The sequence below is a fragment of the Cupriavidus sp. UYPR2.512 genome (assembly GCF_000379565.1).
Taxonomy (GTDB): Bacteria; Pseudomonadota; Gammaproteobacteria; order Burkholderiales; family Burkholderiaceae; genus Cupriavidus.
Map to the genome: position 1 here is coordinate 1 of NZ_KB903189.1, position 19,419 is coordinate 19,419.

Genomic DNA, 19,419 nt, shown 5'->3' on the forward strand with positions numbered 1-19,419 from the left:
CTCCTACGACAACGCACTGGCTGAGACCATCAATGGCCTGTACAAGGCCGAACTGATCCACAGGCGTGGCCCCTGGAAATCCCGCGAGGCCGTGGAGCTTGCAACCTTGGAATGGGTGGCCTGGTTCAACAACCACCGCCTGATGGAATACCTCGGCTATATCCCGCCGGCTGAAGCTGAGGCAAACTACTATCGGCAACTCAGCGATACCGCTGCGGCCCCGGCATCAACTTAAACAAAACAGCCTCCTCGATTCCCGGGGTGATTCAGATATAAGCCGCGTACGAATCTTCAGGAGCTGTTACGCCAGGTTGTCATTGAGTTTATATCGTCAAATGATGGTCCCATGTCGACGGTCTTGGATAATCTGGAGTCAACTACGGATCCCGGCGACCAACTCTTCACAAGCGTACTGGTGACACCCCCTGTCGTCGAAGTCCTGCAGCCAACACCGAAGAGCGCGCGCCTGCCAAGAAAGTATGACTATGCGGCCCGTGACGAACGCAATCGGAAGCTCGGTCACAGCGGCGAAGCGTGGGTGGTCGGATTTGAACGAGAGCGGTTGGAGAAAGAACAGAGGCCGGATCTCGCGACAAAGATCGACTGGCTATCCGAACGGCTTGGAGACGGCACTGGCTACGACATCCTGTCCTTCGAATCATCGGAGCTTGCGAGGTTCATCGAGGTCAAGACGACCAACGGAGGACCACTCACGCCTTTCGTTGTAAGTCGCAACGAGAAAGACTTCTCAGACGAAACCGGGGACGCCTTCTGTCTGTATCGCGTTTTCCACTTCGCATCGTTGCCAAAGCTTTTCATCCTACGCGGCGGCCTATCCTCAAACTTGCTACTTGAACCGATGGACTACAGAGCACGTCTCAAGGCCATCTGCTCTTAGGGGAGCTCGCAGCCGGGCTGCCATAATTAATTGAGTGGACGTAGTACATGTAGTGAGTATCCTGACTCACCGTTGCCTCACAGTCGACTAGTCGTTAATGAACTCTTCGAACTTCCTGTGGAGTAACCAGGAGGGCGTACGCGTCAGCCGCTCCGCATCGACGAGATATGACGCGACCGTTCGCTGCTTGTTGATCATCTCCCTTGCTGCGAGTGCAGACACCGCACCGAAGAGCAGCCCCATGCCAAGACGAACCGGCGCGTACGGGTCCGCGCCTGCCGAAATTGGAAGCGCCAAGAACGAAGCGGCAACCGGAAGCCCAACGGAGACAAGGCTGCAAATATCACTCTTTCGGAAGAAATCCAGCGATTTCCGGTACTCGTCTTTAGACTTCTCGAATCGTTTGATGAAGTCCTCGACGATGTACCTAGCGTGCTTCTTGTTGTTGCAGCGAGTTATCTCCCCTTTCAACTTATTCAGCTCAGCCTGAAAGTCATGTCGCAGTTCGGCGAAGTCCTCACGAAAGCGAAGTACCTCGTCGATGGAGACCCCTTCAAGAGAGTTCGGCAATAGATCGTCGATCGCGAGATTGGCAAGATATGCATCTGCCGATTCAGCGTACACTTGTTCAGTGAAGTTTCCATTGGCGGCAAAAAAGCTGCCAACGGCCCAGTAGTCCGACGTGTCGGTGGACAAGTCGAGCGCCCGTCGGTTTGCCACGGATGCGGCCAAGTAGAACATGTAGCCGCCAGCCATTTCGTGAGGAACTTCAAGAAAGCCATCTGACGTGAGGCGGTGTGCGAGCTGTTCGAAAAGTGGCACTAGCTTGGCGTCAATCTTCTCGGGGTTGATCCGCGTGAATGTCTCGGAGGAGAAACCCGCTGGCCAGACAAGCCGCGTCGTAGGCTTGTCTCGCACCGCATAAAAGTCGAGAAACCTCCTAGCAGCCTCAGCCTTTTCCTGCTCATCTACCAGCAGGTTTTGAACGGCGCCAGACGAGACTGCTACACGCACTTCCGCTTGGTCTGTCGGTTTGTAACTTTGCGGCACGATTCGGAAAACACGATCCCAAATCAAGAGCGATCGCTTGAGTGCATCCACGTCGTGGAATTCAATAGTCGGGTAGTGGAGTGCTTGTGCCATAGAGGTGATTTTGGGCGGACTACCGGAAGTTCGCGCCAAAGTCCGCTTCCAGTCAATCCTTTTGAAGTGGGGGGTCGATGGGAACGATGCCAGTCGGTGGCTGCCAATGCTCAAATGCGATGGTAGTTCTCGCGCGTGTACCACTTCCCAGCAGTCCTACAGGACAAGTCGGATCTCACACTTTGTCCGTCAGGCCAACTTATCGTGACTCTGCTTGAATACATCCGCCCTTTTCGTCCTGCGCAACAGCAAACAAAAACAGACAGCGGCCGCCGCCGGAATGCTCCCACTGATGCCCTCGGAGAAGGCTCGCGCGACAGCGGCGACAACGCCTGTGAGCAGTCGGGAAAGCGGTATACCTTTGACCTGAGTCGCGAGTTCGTGGGAGGAGGAGTGGGCGTCCGACGAGGTGGAGTCAGCCAAAATCGGCACCTTCGACGCCTGCGGGCACCCAGGTCGCGAACGGCGTCAAGTCTAGGCCTATGGGGACGTACCGGTGACCCGCTCCGGGGTCCTGCGACCGCTGAGGGCTTTGAGGCGGTTCTTTTCCTTGAAGCCGCAAGGTAAGTGTACTCAGCCACGGCGCCGCGTGGTCGCTGCCGTGAGAAAGGTGTCGGGGCGAACGAGTGGTGGTTCTCTTTTCAGCATTGCGACAAGCTCGGTGCCGACGGGCAGATGGTCATGTAGGCGCATCGGCCGCAGTGTCGACCTTTCGTAGGTCGGGTGTCGCCCGCGAGCATTCGGACAGCTGCCTTGAACGACTTGGTCGCCTCTAACCTCTTCCCACCTGGCACGTCGTCGACCTTGTCGGAGAGCACATGGTTGAGAGTCAGCTTCTTCGTTCCGGGAAGGTCTAGACCGGGAATTATGGGCTTCAACACTGTCTTCATATCCGACACGCGGCGACGTGTGAACCGCATCATCGCGAACTCGGTGGCGTAGGGCCCCTTGATGACAAAGCCCCATGGCATCTGAACGGTTACCCCGCCGACGACGGCGGTGGGTTCGGCAAATAGGCCGCCTTCTTCAAGAATCATGCGCATGAGGTCAAGGCCTCGCGAGAACGCGAAGGTCGCGTCTCGCCAAAGGGAAGGGTCCGCAATGTCGGACGGAAGCTTTTGCTCTGCCCACGCCGAAAGCAGTTGCGCGTCCGGCGCACCGGGCTCGCCTGAGGCCACCGCCTTCAAGGCGCTCATGACTGCCCAACGCGCTCGCAGGGAAATGTCGATGTCAGCTTCGCTCGTGAGCCCCATGACCTGCGAGTACCAATACTGAAGCGAGCACATCGCATAGGTGTCGAAGTGCTCAAACTTCACGACGCCTGGCGGCGTGAATGCCCGGTGTGGTGCCACGGCAGCCACCCTGATAGCCGAGCCGCTGTACCGAACCGGGGTGAACTTGCGAGGGAAGTGCTGGAGCTGCGGGGCGAGCGTGTCGTCGCCGAACTCGTTCTCCTGATAGATGTAGAGATGGCGCCTGGCTCGCGAGACCGCGACGTACAGCAAATTGTTTCGCTCGACCGCAGATTCAACGTCGTACTCGTCCTGGCTGCTGCCAAGCGCTTCCGGAGGAACGATGTCCAGCACGTTTTCCGGTGGCACCCACGTGGGCGCTTGTGCGCCGTAGCTGCTTGCGTTGACGTAGGCCACATGGACCGCGTCGAACTCAAGCCCCTTGCTTCCATGCACCGTTAGAAGTCGGACGCCATCGAGAGCACCGGCTTCGGGTGGTAGCTCGCGGTCGACGAAGCTTTCACCGATGCGCTGCCGCAAGCGCTGACGCATAAGGAACCGCGATAGGCGTGCCTCCTTCATTTCGCCGTCCCCATTGCGAACGGCGTACGCAAATTGCCACAGCGCGATGCGCTGCACCCATGCGCTCACGGACTTGTCTGCATAAGCTGGCCGGCAGAAGTGATGCTCCAGCAGCAAGTCGCAAACGAAGGCCCAGGGGTTGGAGCTGTGGCGACGCCCGTTCAGCAGCTCACTCAGCTTAGCGATGACACCCATGCCCGGCGCGGAAAGGCCCGGTGGCGGGTCATCCAGCCACCTACCTCGCTGGTACGCCACGTCGTCGTTCGCTGCCTCCAGCAGTCGCTGAATGTCGGCCACCGGCATCGCGTATCCAGCAACATCCACCAGGCCCAACAGTGCTCGAGGCTGCCGTTCCACAAGAAGCTGCATCAAGCAAAGTAGGCGCTTGACCTCTGGCCGCTGAGCTAACTCTCCAATGTAGATGACGGGAATCCCTCGGGAGGCGAGCACCTCCGCCGCTTGCTGAACATCGCTGCCGTTTCTGCACAAGACAGCTTGGCGGCCGAAATGGACCTCAGCTCTTTGCAGAGCGACGATATTGTCGACGACCGCGCTTAGGAGTTCGTCCCGCTTGGCGCAGGTAACGACCTTGGGCAATTCGCCGCAGGCACTTTTGGCCGCTGACATCTTGTCAAGCGGCATGCTGGCCTCGAGCTTGTGCTGACGACCAACCTCTTGCACCAGCTCAAGAATTTCCTTGGCACTGCGACGGTTGGTGTCGAGTGGGTAGCGCTGAATCTTCGTGCCACCCGCGTGCACCTTGAACTCGGCGTCGAACTTCAACAAGCTCTTGAGCGAAGCGCCACGCCAGTGATGGATGGCTTGGCGAACGTCACCCACGACCCAGATGGACTTCGCTTTCTGCGCCAACTGCCTCAACAGCTCCACCATTGCCTGGGTGACGTCCTGATACTCGTCGACAAGGATGTACTGAAACCTATCGGCTAGCTCAGTGAACGGCGCGCGGTCCGCCTTCAGTGCCAGAGCCGGCTTTGAAATGAGATCAACGAAGTCAACCGCCCGACTCTGCGCCAGGAGCCCCTCATGCGCCTCATAGAGCGTCGCCACATCCTCTCGGCGGCGTTGGAGCTCCGCATCCTCCGCCGGATGCTTTGTGACGTACTCGCGGTAGGCGTCAGGAGAAACGAGCTCCTCTTTGAGGCGCTTGATACCCTCGATGACGGGGCTGAGCCAGTCGTAAGGGTCCTCTACCCGCAGGTAGTAGTTCAAATCCAGCTGCGGCAGTCCCGCAGCGAGCATTGTCATCGACGTTAGACGATCGGCCACTCGCAGGTCGGGCTCCAGCTTGAACCGTTGGTGGAACTTGCGGAGGAACTCAAGCCCGAATGCGTGGAAAGTGCCAGCCCAAATGTCAGCCGCTCGGTCGATGCCCGCGCCGCGCAGACGCTCGACGAGTTCGAAAGCAGCTTTGTTGGTGAACGTCAGGACGAGAATCTGGCTCGGTTCGACCTTCTTCTCTTCGACGAGGTACTTGACCCGGTGGATGAGCGTCGACGTCTTGCCTGTTCCAGGTCCGGCAACTACGTTGGCAGCACGCTCTTCGGCACGTGCGGCTGCGCGCTGGTCGGGACTCGGAGGATTCAGCACGCTGGTAGTGGACTGTGCGTCTGGCAGCAGCAGCGCATCAAGCATCTGCTGACGAGCAAACTCCAGTGGAATGCCAAGGTCCTTAGCTACCTTGCTTGGGCCCACACCACTAAACGCAAGCTTGCGCGCTAGGTCGCGTGGCAGCAGCAGTTCTCTGGCGTAGACGTTCGCTTGAAGCTCCTGTCGCTCACGGGCTCCGTACGCCTCCACCTTCATGACGGCAGGCGAACCGTCACTTCCAAAGAGAGTCTTCAGATGAGCAACCGTCGATGGAGCTTTGGTGGCGTCAAGGAACCAGTGACCGAGTTCGTGGGCAACGAGGCCACAGAACATATCGCCCCACAACGGGATTTCGTTGCTGACATAAATGAACAACTGCTCACGCTGCAGGACTGCGCTACCGTCACCGAGGTCTGGGTATGACGGGTCAACGGGCTCGATAGCCAAGCCGAGCTCGTCCTCGACAGCACCGAGAAGGTTCTTTGCCGGAATGGCAGTGTCAGCCATTCCTGGGGCAAGTTTTTCTCGTGTTGCTTTTGCTTCGTCTCGCGCACGTTGGAATGGGTTCATGACTTTACTCGTCGAGCTGGAGAAGTTCCCTGGCTTGATCCGCTGGCAAGTTCAACGACTTGACCGCGTCCTCCCAAGATGTCGCAGAGGGAGAAACGTAAGGCTTCCCCCTCTCGGCCTTGAACGCTGGCACAGTGCGACTCTCAAAGGAACGCTTGAAGAACTCAGTCAAGGCAAGCTCTGTAGCTTCAAAAACTTCACTGAGACGACTCAATACCTTCTTTGGTGTACGGATGGAACCCGCAAGTACTCCTGAAAGCAGAGCTGCCTGAGTTCCGAGACCCACCTGTGGAGCAAGTTTGCGAACAGCAGCACCGCGATATGCTGCGATCTTCTGCTCGAGCTGAACTAACTGAGTCTGCAGAAGAAGACCGTGTGCCAAGCACATTGCTCCAAATTCGGATGCAGACTTCCTGTACTCCTTGGCGCTAGAACGAAGGCGTATTGCCAAGGATGGATCTAGCCTGAGCATTACCTGCTCCGTGTCCGAGGGAAGCCATTTTTCAACCTCGGAAACAAACTTGGAAAGCAGTCCTGCCGACCCTTCCGAGAACGACCTATCGTCGAAGTCGTCATACCCCACAGCTACCAATTGGCGAGCCACGTCCGCAAAGCTTGTGCTTTGCTGCTCTGCCAGTCCGTTCAAAGACTTCTTCAGTGTTACTGGCAACGTGACCCCGATGGTGAACTGGCGAGCCTTTGACTGAAATCGCTCGGCCGTCTCGCCTTCCAACACCGATGCACTTTCCATCGGAGGTGTGGCAGACCAGCAGTGTCGGCCCGAATCGTTCGGCCATTCATGAAGTGGCATACGGGTCAAAGCATCAGAGAGCTCAATGAGGATGGCGCGGATGGCTTCTCTTGCAGTAGGTGCTGACTTAGTCCGCTTGCCTAACGAGGGGAGGTCAAATGAGCAGCGCACCTCGCTCCCACCTCGATATTCAAGTTGGGTACTCTTAATGGCGGCAAGGTACAGGTTTGGCAGTCGGGCTAGCAGTGCTCGTCCCTCTGAAAGGCCGACAGGGTCGTGAGCGGGATTCATTGACGCTCTCCATCGCATGGCGGGCGAATGGTCGCCCCTTGACATCAGTGTAGGCATGTATCAATAATATATCAACCCCGGGAGGAAGCCTATGACGGAGACGGACCTCGCCACGGCCGTCAGGGCAGCGGTCGACCACTGGATGCAGACCACCGAACTGGACCAGCGGAAAGCCGAGATGGCAAATCCCGCTACCCTGAGTGCGATGCTGGGTGCGGCAGTACAGTGCAATTTGGTACTCGGTGGCCATACATCGGCCGTTGCCCGAGGATTCGTGGGTCAAGCCCCGTATCGTCATCTGCAGCAGGTCTTCGACGCCGCTGACTTGGGCGATACGCCCCTGGGATTCTTTCCCGTGCCCGACACGGCGGGCACGATGGCGGCCAGGGCGGCAGTGCTCGCCGTGCATGGCGTGCTGAACCTGGAGACGGTCTCCTACGCCACTGAGAATGACGGCAACCAGTTCGTAAACCTCGTGGCAATGCCGGGGGATGGCGCCTTCGCTGAGAAATCCAAGAAAGGCATGCGCGGCCACACGGATGGCGTGAGTTTCCCGTTGAACGGTGAAGACGATGCCAAAGACGTGCGCATTGCCCCTTCGCCTGACCTGGTGACTCTCGTGGGTCTGCGCAACCCTAAGAACGTTCCGACGAAATTGATGCCGCTGGCGGACGCGCTTGCCACCCTGCCGCTTGGTGACGTTGATGAACTCAAGAAGCCGCAGTACTCGATTCGCTCCCAGAAGACATTTGTGCAGGGCATGAAGCGCATCTTGGGGAAAGAGCTGGTGGTCGTCGATGAACCGATTTTGAAGGACGTCGCCGGCGGCACGTACGTGCGCTACAGTCATAGCACTGTCGTTCCGTCCGAACCCGGCGGACTGGCAGAGCAGGCCTCCAACAATCTAGAGGCGGCTTGCAACCAGATTGCCGTGCCGGTCGTGGTGCAGGCGGGCGACATCCTCATCATCAACAACCGGCTGAGCCTACACGGCCGGGGAGAGGTTGGCGAGGACGTCGGAGGCCAGTCACGGTGGCTCCTGCGCGCATACGCCCTCGACACCTCAAACCTTGCGGTGCACAAGCGCCACCTCGGTGGTTCCCCGCCGCACGTCCTATTCCCGTAGCACTGCCCGTGGGAACACCTGGTAGCAGAGCGACCAAAGCATCGCAGTCAGATCACTATCCTAAGAAATAAAAAACACACTGTGCATGCAAATCCTCAACCAACCGGTGCCTTACGCTGAGCGGTGTATTCGCACCAGCAGCGGTACCGCCATCGTGTGGCCGTTTTTGAACGCCGAGAAAGGCGCCGGCCCTTACGAACTCTTCTTGGACACCAACGCTCTCAGCAACGTGCAGTGGTTCGTGCAGTTGCCCGAGGAGATTCGAGCGAAGTGCGTGATCAACCCTTGGCCTGCGCTGCAGGAGCAGTGGCTCTCTAACCCGCAATTCCGGGAATCGACTACGGATCGCATCAAAGCCATGATCGAAAATCTGGCGAAGCTGGGAGCGCCGTTCCGCGCTCAATTTGCGCAGCAGCAGGAGGGCTTGCTGCGCAGGAACGATGAGGCATTGCGCACGCAATTCAGCTTGATCATTCCCTACATCGCGATTATGAAGTCGCTGCTGACGGAAAGACTCCCCGCTCAACAAGCGTTGCTGCGACTGGAAGCTATGGCGCAGCACGATATCCCGCGATTCACGTCGGCCATGATGCTGACGGCATTGGGGACCTTGCTCAAGGGTAGCCAGTCCCTCAAACTCGCTGACGACTTGAAGCCCGCATTTTCGTACCTCGACTCGTTTCTTGCCTTCCAGCCTGGGCGGAAGGACGAGACAGACCACATCAATGTTCCCTATCTGCGAAACCGTGCAGGTGACCTCAATCTGTGGCTCGGCCTCCCCCTGCTGCGGCAGCAAGGCTATCGCTTTGTGGGCACCCCAGCGGTCGTGACCGGGGATCGCGCATTGCATCGGCTGATTGCTCGGGTCATTCCGCCTATCTTGCATGGTGACCCAACTATGGCATTTGCCTTGTCCCCGGAGGGGCTACCGATGCCTTTGTGCCAAAGGATCAGGCCATGGCGGCGCAGGTTCGGGTTCGAGCCACCCCGACAACTGAGGAACGGACGGTCCGAATGACAAACTTGTTCGGCCTTGCGAGGGCGTGCTGTGGGGACGAACGTGAACGGCATGCGCTGGATCAGGTATTTTCGGAGTGGTGGCGCCCAGGTATCGGCAAACAGATCGATTTGTCTTGATCGGATCGGCGCTTCAATGGAGACGAGCATCGCCATAGCGCGGCGCTCCCAAGCTCCTCATATGTCAGGCGAGCCAATCTGAATCGCTTCGGAAGCCCTTCTGAAGCCATCGCTGGAACGCAAGGGCGGGTTTCCTCATCGATATCACGTCTCCGCCACGGCGGCAGAGAGAACGCCTGGAGTCCGCTGCCAAACATACTGCCGGCAAAAGATTGGCGCAGAGGCGGGCCCAGCGATAGGTTGAATACCGCATGCCTTCAACCGCTGGGCCATCTGTTTCGGGCTCGTTCTTGCCAGGGCGGCCAACTCAGTGCCCAGAATATATTGCTCCCGGAACTCACTCAGTGCATGGATATCTACCCACTGGGCAACACGCCGACCGGCGCTGTCAATAGTGGCTGGCACGAGCTTCGCTCGGACCAGCGCGTAGGCGACCTCCTGCTTTACGCCAAGCTGCACAGCTACATCGTCGACGGAAAGCCTCGATGCACGAACTTCTTCCGTAACAGCTCGCCATTTCACCAGGTTGTCCTTCCTGAGGCGCCATTTCCCTATTTCTTGCTTGGAACCTGGAGGGACCCAGACGGGCAACTCCCCAGTCTGGATAGCACTAATCAGCGACACAAAGCTCTCGGCGCTTGCGATGGTGTATTTCGCAAGCTGCGTCACTGAGACCGAGTTTTTCGGCTCAGTTGCCATTTTCCGCCCAGAATGCGCACATCGGTCCAAGGATCTCGGATCAATCCACCATCGTTGCCCCGCCCTGGGAGTACCACCAAGCACAGCCAGCAAACCAGCATCCAGAAGTTGCCGAATGCGCTTGCGACTGATTCCGAGATGTGTCGCAGCTTGCTCAGCGGACATCGCCTGTTGCACTCGACCGGCATAGTCGCCCACCGAGGCAAGATTCACGATTCGAGTACATCTACCGCTTTTGTGTGTTTGCTCGCGTGTCGGTATCTCTCGCCCCTTTGCCATACGCTTGAGCAGCGCTGGTTCTACACCACTTCTCTTGGCTGCTTCGCATACGGCCACCCAAGTGTGGTTTCGAACGAGTGGTAGCCCGATGTTTCTATTGCGACATGCTATCGGTGCCTCCCAATGATCGCGGACGTATGACTCGAAAGCCGTCCGTACGAATTCAAAGCGTGGACCTTTGAGATAGTGATAGATATCCCAATAAATCGGCCCCATGGCTTCGCGCATCTTCCAGCTGGAAGCGTTGCGTCGCTTCTCGCGTATTGCACCGAGCATGTCCTCGAACCCATACGGCCAATTCATCAGCGCCCTGCCGGCCCCCTCGGCAATGGGTATTGCAACCGTCAGTGCGCCGGCCTCCTTCAATTTGAGAGGCTTGTTGGTGTTGACAATGCTCCCGCGAACGCCAACTCTCAAAGCGAGTTCATGGAACTCGGACAACGTCAAGTCACCGGTAATGTGGTCGCTACGCTCACCTGACCGAGCGACCCGAAGGGTGAGTTGCTGGACGATCCAGAGCGCTTCCCGTCCAGCCGGCTGGACGGCTGAGTCAGCGTCCACAAGCGACTTACCGCAGGCGTCACACCGGAAGCATCGCATTGCTTCGATGCTAAGAGTTGTGCCACAGCTGCCGCAACGCTCTTGAAGCCAAATGCCATGGCGAGGGCAACAAGTCGCAAGCATCAAACACCAACTTGCTCGCCAGTATCCGGCCTCAATCATGCAGTGGGGACAAAACTTGCGGTTCCGATGAGTCCAGGCCCTTGCGGGACGGGTGCTCGGATGCAGGAGTTCGTCGAATTGGTTACCCCAAATCAACGGGAGCTCCACTTCCCGAAACTGGGACCTCATAGCAGTCTGGGAGGCTGATCGAAACGCTCTTACAAGCTCGGCGACTGTAAGCGCGTTAGAGTTCGCGCACCTGGCGAGGAAGCCGAGCAAGTCTTCGTCTTCGAAAGGAGCTGGGACTACAGGAAGATTCAGCATGCTCGACCTCGCTCAAAAGAGCCTGCTGCTATCTATATTCGCTGAAGGGCCAGCCATCGATACACCAATGGCGGTAGATACCGTTTCGCCCTTGCCCGAAGCAACCGGAACTTCTTATCCGATGTACCCCTTGACGCGTAGACGGTGGGGTTAGCAATGCGAAAGGCCGACGCGAAACCACCTCGCCAGCTCGAAAGAACATCGGCCGCGTTCTCAAACTGAACTGTGACCCGGTCCAAGCGATACACCGCCTGTCTGAGGTGAGAGCTAATCGCTCTAGACTCGCGCGCGAGGCTGCCAAGGCATATCATCAAGTCGAGAAAATCGCCAAAATGCGCGTCTTCGGGCCACGTATTCAATATCGGGAACACGCTATCCAACTGTTGATCCGGTTCCTGCCGAAATCGTCGCCGAATCTCCTTGGCAAGTTTGCATGCGGCAGAGCTTGCAGGAACCACAGCGGCGTTGCGAAGGTCGGCCCCACATACACATGTGAAGTATCTGTGGCGAAAAAACATGTTCAGAGACCTCCGCGGATTGCAGGCACAGCGGTCAACCAGGTAGATACCGTGCTCGGCACAGACAGCATACGGAGCAAGGCCCCATTCCAGTGCACCATAACCGCGCTCCGAGACACACATCGGGCAAAAACGACTGGCGTGACGAACAATGTGGCGGTCACGCAGAAGTTGGTGCCCCAGGATATGAAGGTCCCCATCAACTGCTGTGGGTACTATCGCTGCCAACGTGGCAGGTTCAATACCAAGTAACGGACTAAGATACTTATAGCAATAGCGCGACGGTCTCGGAAATTGCGCACCAAGCGCTCGGAGCGCGCCTCTAGCAGAGCCCAAGGCGTTGCACTCCGCCACCCGGAACATAAGACTCTCAAAGCTCTCGTAGGGATAGGGAGAGACTTGAACGGGCGGAGGTACAGATGGTGTCGACCACTGACGAACGTCGCGCCCACCCGCTAGTGTTGCGTCGGGCTGCGGAACCTGAGATGTCCCCTTCGCTCTGGTCAGGCAAAACATAAGATGAATTGTTCTCCATGGGATGTAGTATGCAGATGCGGCCCAGCGCTTACACCGGGCCGCGCGGGCTAGCGCAAAGTGATATCGAAGTTTTCGAAGGGCTCGTGAATTCCGATCAACGGAGTGAAAGTAAACTCTTCGGCAAACGGGTTCCTATTCTTAGGTACGTCAGCCCAAACCTCGTCGCGAAACGCACGCGCGAGAACTGCGCGATCGATACCCCTTGCGTGGCCGCTCCGAACAGCCCATACAGCACGATCCAGACTTTTGATCAGGTAGTCCATTAAGCCAAAGCTGGCGTGATAAAGACGGTGCAACGTATCACCCTCTGTGAGGTCAACGGTTGGGACGGGCAATATCCTCCCGATGCTGGATACCAAGGAAGCAAATCGCCGTTGGTCCTCAATCGTTGCCCAACCGAATCGCTCAAGTTCGACGATGGCAGAGAACCTTCTTCGCAACTGCTCGTTAGCCCAAAGCAGTTGACGAGCACGCTTCAGCCCAACAAGAACGACGGTGACTTCGGAACTATTCATCAGATTCTTGAGCCAATCGGCGGCGTCGTAGGTGCTGCTTCGCTTGTAGTCGACAAGATGCTGCGCCTCGTCGAGAACTAAAACTTCGGTGTGCAAATTCCGAAGAAGCGTCGCGACGCGGGCCATCTTCAGTTCTGCGGGGTGCCTCTGAGCTGTTGCGAAAGGATCGCCAAGACCAATCAATATCGACGTCGCGAGAGATTTCTGCGTCGGCGAAGCCGGAATCTCCACGTGCACCGCTCGACATGATTTTCCGGGAACACACACCTGCGGAAATGCCGTGTTCAGGTACTCCCTTACGGTTGTGGTTTTGCCGGCCCCGCTTGGCCCAAGCACCATAAGCCCTCGACTGCTTCGCGAGCTAAGGACATCGTGATGCACCTCACTCAGCCGATCGAAAGCCCAAGATACTTGAGACGTCTTAATGAACTGATGGCGAAGAGAGAATTCACTCAATGCATTCATGATTGATCTCCTGGAATGGCGCGAAGGGTCCGAGGCCGGATCTCGAGCGGCGGCGGCGGCGGTGACTCGAAATCAAAAAGGGTGGACTGAGCAGCAGGTAGTGATTCGTTTGCAGCCGGTTTGCATTGGCGCTGATGGCCGTCCTTGTCGAGCTCCATCTGTGCGGCGTAGCGTCGTTTGCGCAGTTTGTTGGACCTCTTCGCCAACTCAACATCTGCCATGATTTGACGATAGGCCTCAAAGACTGCATCAGGGTTACTGGGATTTCCACTGAGTTCCTTGGCCCGCTGCCGAGCTGCGCTGTAGACGTCTCGGCTCATCCCAACCATCCTCGAATCCTTGTTGGGCACCTGCAGGAAGAGATTGCGCCCGGAATCGCGCACCCATACATGACCCAACTCATCACGAAAGCGAACGTCAACTCGCGCTTCTTTCCCTAAACGCAAACGCAGTTCGGAAAGCTCCGCTGAGTGGTACTGCTGTCGATCGACCTCGACTCCATAGTGATGAAGGCGTACGTCTGCCCGATGAGAAAGAACGCACTCAAGCTCATCCAGATCTAGGGGCAAAAGCGGAGGACGCTCAAGCTCACCTTGCTCCCAGGCCTTGGCTGGCGTGAGACCACCCAAACCGCGATGAGGCTTTTGGAGATAACGATCGACTATCCACTTCATGACCGCTGACTCGAGATCAGTGAGCGTGAGGCAAGCCAACTTCTCTGAGGGGTAATCACCGCGCTCTCGCGTATTGGAGAAGGTCGTCCCCGGCAAACGATGAATCAAATCCTCCGCCATAGTGCGAAAGAATCGCTCTACCGCGCCCTTCATCTCCGGACCTCGGGAACGGGGAAACAGAACCTCGATACCGAGTTCGTTGAACGCTAAGATCAGTCCATGCGCATGAAACTCTGCGGCGTTGTCAGGAACGATGTAGCGAGGCAGCCCACGAGCACGCCACTCATTGAGGACCATCGGATAGTTTGCCAGCCATGCATGTTTTGGGCGGATAGCTCGCTCGATGGTTCGAAGAACACTTTCGGTGTTCGGTGCGGATAAGTGAATAAAGAACGCCATGATCATACGGCTATGGCGATCGAGTATGACCGTGATGTACGGACGACCAATGACCTCACCACTTTTCGGGTCGACGATAAGCACGTCCAGCAACGTGTGATCGATCTCCCAGCGCTCAAGGATTTTGTCGACCCTCAATTGGCCCGTTGCGTTGCGGTGCTTCTTGTCCGCCGCATGTTTTCCGAGTCGCTCGCAGTCGACCTGATATTGATCCAGTCGATCGACATAGCGTCTAAGCGTCATTTCAGACGGTAGTCTCACCTGCTGAGATGGCAAACGCCCTCTATTCACGCCATCCACACGCGACCGAAGATCCTCATAGACTTGCCTGATGGTTGGCCGCTCGGGCTTGAGGTATGACTCCTCGAGGCATATTTGGAGCAGATCTTCTAGCTCGCCTCGGATGACGGCGGCGCGGCCCTTCTTGCAGTGCTGAGGAACAAGCTGAACGACACACATTGTGCGATAGCGACGTGCCCAGCGCCGCACGGTTAGCGGTGAAGGCGGCTGCTTGGCATCGTGGATCACCGCATGGATTGCCATTAAGCGCTTGCGAAGCTCATGGTCGTTGGGCAACCTCGAACCATCTGGCTGGAAGAGCGCCTCGAGGTAAGACCGTCGGCGCAGCGCCTCATCTGAGTGCGCTTTGGGAAAACAGGTCAGATCTGGCGGCGCGTTCCTGATCAGGGGAATGGTGTCGATATAAGGCTGCGCCGGATCAAGAGCCAGTTCCCGCTGCTCATAGAGTCGATAGAACTCGGCTTCAGTGAGCACGACTGGCTCGCCAAAGTCATCCTTGAACGCGAGCCGCCTGTCCATCAGCCGATTTGCGAGCACCAATCGCCTGCCATTAAGAAGAACACTTAGTCGCGCTCTAAGCGAAAATGTCTGCATGACGATGCCCTCCTTCAAGATAGATAACAGCGTCCGGAACGATTGGCTGGTCGAGATCAACACCCACGATACCCAGCCCCAGTAGACGCCAAGCATCACAATGGCCAACCATCGAAGTGAAATCCGACATCGTCTGAGGAGACTCGCTCCTAAGCTTGTGGCGAAAGCGCTCGAGCTCGACGCTGGTGAGGGGCGCTCGGCGTTGATACATCACCTCCAGCACGTTTGAGGCGCGAGGTTCCGTATCCAACTGCTTGTCTGTGACTACGCGGAACCGTCGACCAGATTGAGCAAAGTGGACAGCAGCCGCGGCCAGACGTCGCGCCACCCGCTCTGATTTGAGGCGGACGTCAGGTTTCACTTCGAACCACCCCTCCGCACCGTCTACGAAGCGGACACGCACATCCGGGACATATTTCTCCGGGCAGTCACCCACAGAGATCTGCTCGAATGAAGGCTGAACTTCGTAGCTGCGCACCAGGGGAGACAACTCGCACAAGCGGATGAATTTGCCCTCAAGCATTGATTCGCATTGCGTTGGATGCCCGTTCTTTAGTGACGGGATATACGCTCTGAAATGGTTAGAGCGTCGTGTAATGACTTTGCGTACAGGCATATAGATCTCCCAGCCTGCTGCCTCAGTGATTCACGCACTGACGCGGCAACGGCATACAGGTTTTGAGCGTGCAGCACTCCTGCCAGACGACATATGGCTGTCCTGGATTCGTGTGGAACGCACGAGCGGCGGCACTGGCTTGACCACGAACGGTCAAGCCAGTGGCTGTCGGCTAGAAAGAAACAAACGGGAGACTTGACGCTTTAGGCGGGAGGGGAGAGACTGGCTTTGCGAAGCAGGGTCTCTACCGAGATTCCGCCAGAGAGCGCTGCAGACCCCAGGTCTGTGGCGCTTTTGTTTTTACATGGCTCCTCCTAGCTCAGGTTGTTCGGCGAGTCTTGGCCGTCCCGTTGCACTGCAAGCGAAGTACTACAAGCACGTTCGCAAGCATTTCAACTCCCGACGCACCGCGATAGGGTACGGACGCTTTGATATGGAAGTTGAGACTGGAAGAGATGCCTTCCCGGGATATTCGGTGTAGGCGAACTGTGGTCTGCCATAGTAGGTCCCTTGTCGCTTTTGTGAGACGACCGCCGGCCGGCGGCGCCCATGTGAGGACGTCGCCAAGAAAACTTCAATTTTTAGGGCGTAATAACTTCCCTCTTTGGGTTGTAATTCCCAAAGCCAAACCGAAGTTAACCGACGATCGACGAATGGGCGGTCTTGACCAGCCGACGACGAGGAGGGATACTTCAAGCGCCAACAGGAAGTATCGGCCTCCAAGCGAGGTCAGCGACGGGGCAAGCCGCCAAGGTTTGTCCCGTTTTTACATTTCGGCATCCTCCTTTGCTTTACGTCGGCGCAAACGTGCCGGGCCGTACGTAGGCTCGTCCGCAAGAAGCTCATCAATCCGAACCAGGTCACGTATGGCCCGGATCTGAGCCGGATACAGCCGGTCAATCTTTTCCCAAAGCTCGTGGCATAGCAGGTACGTCTCTGTTGGTACATCCGCAGGAAGCACAAAGCGCCGCCTCGACTTTTCTGCCGCGAGCCGCATTTCCAGGTTGTCGCGCTCATTGAGAGACAGACTTCTGTCGAGCTTTCCCAGAAACTCTTCACTCGGCGGCTTGGTTCCAAGTTCGATGGCGGACACGTACGCCTGCTCGTAACCCAGCAGCTTAGCTAGATCATGCTGACGCATGCCACTACGCAAACGAAGCGCACGGAGAAAAGTGGCGATTGGGCTACTCATTGGACCACATCCGGAGAAGGTACTTGGTATGGCTGCGAACGGCACTACGCAGCTATTGAAGCACATGCCAGACTTCATGCCAAGTACAATTTTTCTCTCAAGTCATTGATTTATAAGACAAAATTAACACCTGATTAACACTTCAAAATGTAAATCGTTGATTCTATTGGAGGCACCCCTCGTGAGCGACGATCGATTCAAGGCCATGGGCACCCACGACAATGGCAGGGATCGGCTGTTGAATGAACTGTTCGCGCCGACCCCACGCCCTGAGCGAAAGAGCCCGTCGGTGACGCTCTACAACCCGTGGACACGGATGTACCATCGGTACCGGCTCGGCCTGGCCGGCATCATGTCAATGTGCACCCACGGGCCGGTCAACATGCGCGACGCCCAGCGCATCGAGCAGTCGATTGGGGAGGACGGGGCATGACCCGACCCGGAAAGGGAGAAAACCCAGTGAATAAGCAAGATCTGCAAAGCTTGCTCATGCACCAAGAGGCGGTGCGGATGGTTCGCGCAGATCCGTCGCTAGAGGCTCGGGCACTGGAAATCCTGGAGCGCTGGGATACGGTGGCCTCCATCCGCTCCAAGCCGCTGCGCGATGAATGGAGGCGCATCATTGCCGAGCGCGATTGGAAGCTGGCTCTGGAAGAGTCCGATCGTGGCCAGCATCTGCGCCAAGCCTCTCCCATGACGACCCTGCTGCCCGAGCAGGTCAGGCTTGACATCATCAAGTCTGCGCGTGCCATACATGAATCCAAAGGGCCGCGAAGCCCCTGGAAAACGCGGTACTTCATCGACACCGAGTTCACCGACTTCACGGACAGTCGGCTCATCAGCATTGCAATCGTGAGCGAGGATGGGCGCGAGTTCTACGGCGAGCGTTCGGACTTTGAGCGGCCACTGTGCAGCGACTTCGTTCGCGATATCGTCCTGCCTCAACTCGGCCAGTTTCCAGGCCGGTCAATGCCGCTCAAAGAGTTGCGCGACGAGCTTCTGGCGTGGCTATTGGCGATACCACTCAAGCCCAAGCCTGTGCTGTGCTACGACTCCGATTGTGATTACGAGCTGGTCACACATTTGCTCGGCGGACCGTTGCCACGCGGATGGAGGCATGAAAACGTGTTTCTAAAGATCGATGCCGAACGCGTGGCGCAATACATCGCTGTGCATGGCGGCGAGCATCACGCGCTGCACGATGCGCGCGCGAACGCCTTCGCTTTCATGTGAGGCCGCACGAGGCTGGTAGTACGCCGAGCGTAATGCCGACGACTGCAGGAACCAACATGCATGGTGGCTGTGGCCAGTACGGGGCTCATCGAATTTGAGAAGCGAGCGAACCAAAGGAGTCCGAGAGCGCATGCAGTCTGCCATCCGCAGCCTGGGTGCTTTGTACGCACTAGGCGTGGATTCTGGAGATCGAGATTGAGAGTTGCGTCCGCCTCGGACCGCTGAACGATCCAACACGTTTCAGCCAGCTCGGCAAACGACTTGCCCGTCTTAACGCACTAAAGCTAGGGCAAAAGCCATTCATACAATGAGCGGATTGGTCTTGCTTTGGGTTACTCCTTCAGCGAGTCGCGGCTCGCAGAACAGGATCTGCTCAGTTGGTCCCCCCGCTCAAAAAAGAGAGCTGGTCCTGACGTCGATATACGGCGCGAACACATTGTGTGGCAACTGAAGAACTGACTTCAGCGTGAACTCGTCGAGCAGTTCCTGCCTTATCCGTATTGCCACGCCTTGAAGACAACGGGACCACGACGGGACCGACCGGGCCTGGGCTTACGCTTCAACCAGCTGGATGGGATCGTTTCAGCGGGGCCCACCCTCACAAATAACAAATAACTTTACCGTAAAGTTATTTACACCAGAATCGCAACGAGTCAAAATCGGTGCTTCAGAGTATCTGACACACTTGCATGTCCATTCTCAAGCACGAAGCCCTGCTTAGACTCCGCGCCATCGAGCTGGTCGCGTATTGGGAAGGTCGCCTGATTACTACGCAGCTCATGGACTGGTTTGGGATCAGCCGTCAGCAGGCCTCGGCTGACATCAAGCTATATAAGTATTCACGAGAAACGGATTTCAAACTTTGAGCCGTAGCCGGAGAGGAGAATTTCGATCTCGGTATCGATGGTTTCTTTGGTCCATGTGACGAAGCGTCGCCAGTGGTACTTGGCATGTTTCCAGACGATTTCAATCAGGTTGAGTTCGGGGCTGTAAGGCGGCAGATGAAAGAGAACCATACGGTGCTCGAAGAGCCAGCGGTCCAGGATATCCTGCTCGATGGCGTGATGGATCTT

General features: G+C 57.1%; 16 protein-coding genes and 1 pseudogene. 6 read left to right on the forward strand and 11 right to left on the reverse strand.

All coding sequences use genetic code 11. The features are described from left to right. Both A3A5_RS39780 and A3A5_RS39785 read left to right on the forward strand, forming a co-directional pair. A partial coding sequence (locus tag A3A5_RS39780; RefSeq protein WP_018314884.1) for an integrase core domain-containing protein occupies positions 1–235 on the forward strand: 235 nt, incomplete at its 5' end. A gap of 111 nt (positions 236–346) precedes the next feature. Beyond that, entirely contained in the window at positions 347–898 is a 552-nt protein-coding gene (locus A3A5_RS39785; protein WP_018314885.1) for a DUF3883 domain-containing protein, read from the forward strand. 87 nt (positions 899–985) lie between these two features. Here A3A5_RS39785 and A3A5_RS0133895 read toward each other — a convergent pair whose 3' ends face one another. The 3 genes from A3A5_RS0133895 to A3A5_RS0133910 form a co-directional block, all read right to left on the reverse strand. After that, entirely contained in the window at positions 986–2,041 is a 1,056-nt protein-coding gene (locus tag A3A5_RS0133895) for a hypothetical protein (protein WP_018314886.1), read from the reverse strand. Between the two features lie 641 nt (positions 2,042–2,682). Continuing rightward, positions 2,683–6,033: a UvrD-helicase domain-containing protein gene (locus tag A3A5_RS0133905; protein ID WP_026201401.1), complete on the reverse strand. Its 3,351-nt coding sequence runs from the start codon at positions 6,031–6,033 to the stop codon at positions 2,683–2,685. Positions 6,034–6,037: 4 nt separating this feature from the next. Beyond that, positions 6,038–7,075: a hypothetical protein gene (locus tag A3A5_RS0133910; protein ID WP_157637371.1), complete on the reverse strand. Its 1,038-nt coding sequence runs from the start codon at positions 7,073–7,075 to the stop codon at positions 6,038–6,040. Between the two features lie 91 nt (positions 7,076–7,166). Between A3A5_RS0133910 and A3A5_RS0133915 the strand changes: the two genes are divergently transcribed. Both A3A5_RS0133915 and A3A5_RS39790 read left to right on the forward strand, forming a co-directional pair. Next, entirely contained in the window at positions 7,167–8,201 is a 1,035-nt protein-coding gene (locus A3A5_RS0133915; protein WP_018314890.1) for a TauD/TfdA family dioxygenase, read from the forward strand. 85 nt (positions 8,202–8,286) lie between these two features. Further along, positions 8,287–9,219 (forward strand): hypothetical protein, encoded by a 933-nt coding sequence (locus tag A3A5_RS39790; protein ID WP_198293197.1) that lies wholly within the window; start codon positions 8,287–8,289, stop codon positions 9,217–9,219. Between the two features lie 263 nt (positions 9,220–9,482). On the opposite strand, the gene A3A5_RS42550 is transcribed toward A3A5_RS39790, so the two are convergent. From A3A5_RS42550 to A3A5_RS0133945, 7 genes and pseudogenes are all read right to left on the reverse strand, one after another. Continuing rightward, a complete protein-coding gene (locus tag A3A5_RS42550) occupies positions 9,483–10,757 on the reverse strand; it encodes a helix-turn-helix domain-containing protein (RefSeq protein WP_232431542.1) in 1,275 nt (424 codons plus the stop codon). 216 nt (positions 10,758–10,973) lie between these two features. Beyond that, positions 10,974–11,303, reverse strand: a pseudogene (locus A3A5_RS45880) (TniQ family protein); the annotation flags it as partial. Between the two features lie 32 nt (positions 11,304–11,335). Beyond that, positions 11,336–12,337, reverse strand: coding sequence for a TniQ family protein (locus A3A5_RS45885; protein WP_081624050.1), 1,002 nt, complete (start codon positions 12,335–12,337; stop codon positions 11,336–11,338). Between the two features lie 68 nt (positions 12,338–12,405). After that, positions 12,406–13,338 (reverse strand): TniB family NTP-binding protein, encoded by a 933-nt coding sequence (locus tag A3A5_RS0133930; protein WP_026201402.1) that lies wholly within the window; start codon positions 13,336–13,338, stop codon positions 12,406–12,408. Next, positions 13,335–15,305, reverse strand: a complete 1,971-nt coding sequence (locus A3A5_RS0133935) for a DDE-type integrase/transposase/recombinase (protein ID WP_026201403.1) — start codon at positions 15,303–15,305, stop codon at positions 13,335–13,337. The genes A3A5_RS0133930 and A3A5_RS0133935 overlap by 4 nt, the downstream gene beginning before the upstream one ends. Next, positions 15,286–15,828 carry a TnsA endonuclease N-terminal domain-containing protein gene (locus A3A5_RS0133940; RefSeq protein WP_018314894.1) on the reverse strand — a complete coding sequence of 181 codons (543 nt, stop codon included), beginning with the start codon at positions 15,826–15,828 and terminating at the stop codon, positions 15,286–15,288. The genes A3A5_RS0133935 and A3A5_RS0133940 overlap by 20 nt, the downstream gene beginning before the upstream one ends. 859 nt (positions 15,829–16,687) lie before the next feature. After that, a complete protein-coding gene (locus A3A5_RS0133945; RefSeq protein ID WP_026201405.1) occupies positions 16,688–17,113 on the reverse strand; it encodes a helix-turn-helix transcriptional regulator in 426 nt (141 codons plus the stop codon). A gap of 181 nt (positions 17,114–17,294) precedes the next feature. Between A3A5_RS0133945 and A3A5_RS0133950 the strand changes: the two genes are divergently transcribed. Both A3A5_RS0133950 and A3A5_RS0133955 read left to right on the forward strand, forming a co-directional pair. Beyond that, positions 17,295–17,546, forward strand: coding sequence for a hypothetical protein (locus A3A5_RS0133950; protein WP_232431543.1), 252 nt, complete (start codon positions 17,295–17,297; stop codon positions 17,544–17,546). Between the two features lie 26 nt (positions 17,547–17,572). After that, positions 17,573–18,346 (forward strand): 3'-5' exoribonuclease, encoded by a 774-nt coding sequence (locus A3A5_RS0133955; protein ID WP_018314897.1) that lies wholly within the window; start codon positions 17,573–17,575, stop codon positions 18,344–18,346. Positions 18,347–19,185: 839 nt separating this feature from the next. On the opposite strand, the gene A3A5_RS0133960 is transcribed toward A3A5_RS0133955, so the two are convergent. Further along, the coding region (locus A3A5_RS0133960) for a transposase (protein ID WP_018314898.1) at positions 19,186–19,419 on the reverse strand (234 nt) is incomplete at its 5' end.